This is a genomic window from Pseudomonas sp. P5_B2 (genome assembly GCF_056400445.1).
Map to the genome: position 1 here is coordinate 1 of NZ_JBFULH010001426.1, position 607 is coordinate 607.

A 607-nucleotide genomic window follows, 5' to 3' on the forward strand; every position below is an offset into this window, starting at 1 on the left:
TCCAGGTCACGGACAGCATGTAGTTGCGGCCTTGCAGCAGACCGCCCGAGCCGTATTTGCGACTCGCGTCACTACGGGTACGACCGTCGTTGTCGAAAATCTGGCCATAACCGACGGAGAAGACCTCATCAATGTACTTCTTCAGAGTCCAGGGCGCACCCATCCACCACGCCGGCATCTGATAGATGATGGTGTCCGCCCAGAGGATTTTCTGTACTTCGGACTCAGCGTCGTAGGCGTCTTCTACGCGAGTTACCTGGACCTGGTGGCCATTGCTCTCAAAAAGCTCTTTGGCGATCTGGGTGAAGTGATTATTGAGCTTACCCTCGGACGCGCCGTATTGGGCTCCCGCATTGACGATGAAAATGTTACTCATAACTGAATATGCCTTGAAAAAAGAAGATTGGAAGGCGGCCGTTACCCGCAATGCTGGGATTTACGTCGCCGCGCTGTCGGTGGACGCGGACAGCGGTGCCAGCAATTCGGCCTGTTTAAGCATGATCTCGATTTTGGCGTGAACCACACCCAGCGAGTCCGAACCTGCCGCATAACGCACGGGCGGTTCGGCCCAATCGGAGAGAGTGATCAGTGCCGCGCCAAGCTTGGC

The 607-nt window shown here is 56.0% G+C and carries 1 protein-coding gene; it reads right to left on the reverse strand.

Annotated elements, in window-relative coordinates:
* Positions 1 to 376 (reverse strand): NAD(P)H-dependent oxidoreductase (locus AC1DRJ_RS31625; RefSeq protein ID WP_477805562.1); only part of this gene is annotated, 376 nt, incomplete at its 3' end.
* Between the last annotated feature and the right edge of the window lie 231 nt (positions 377 to 607).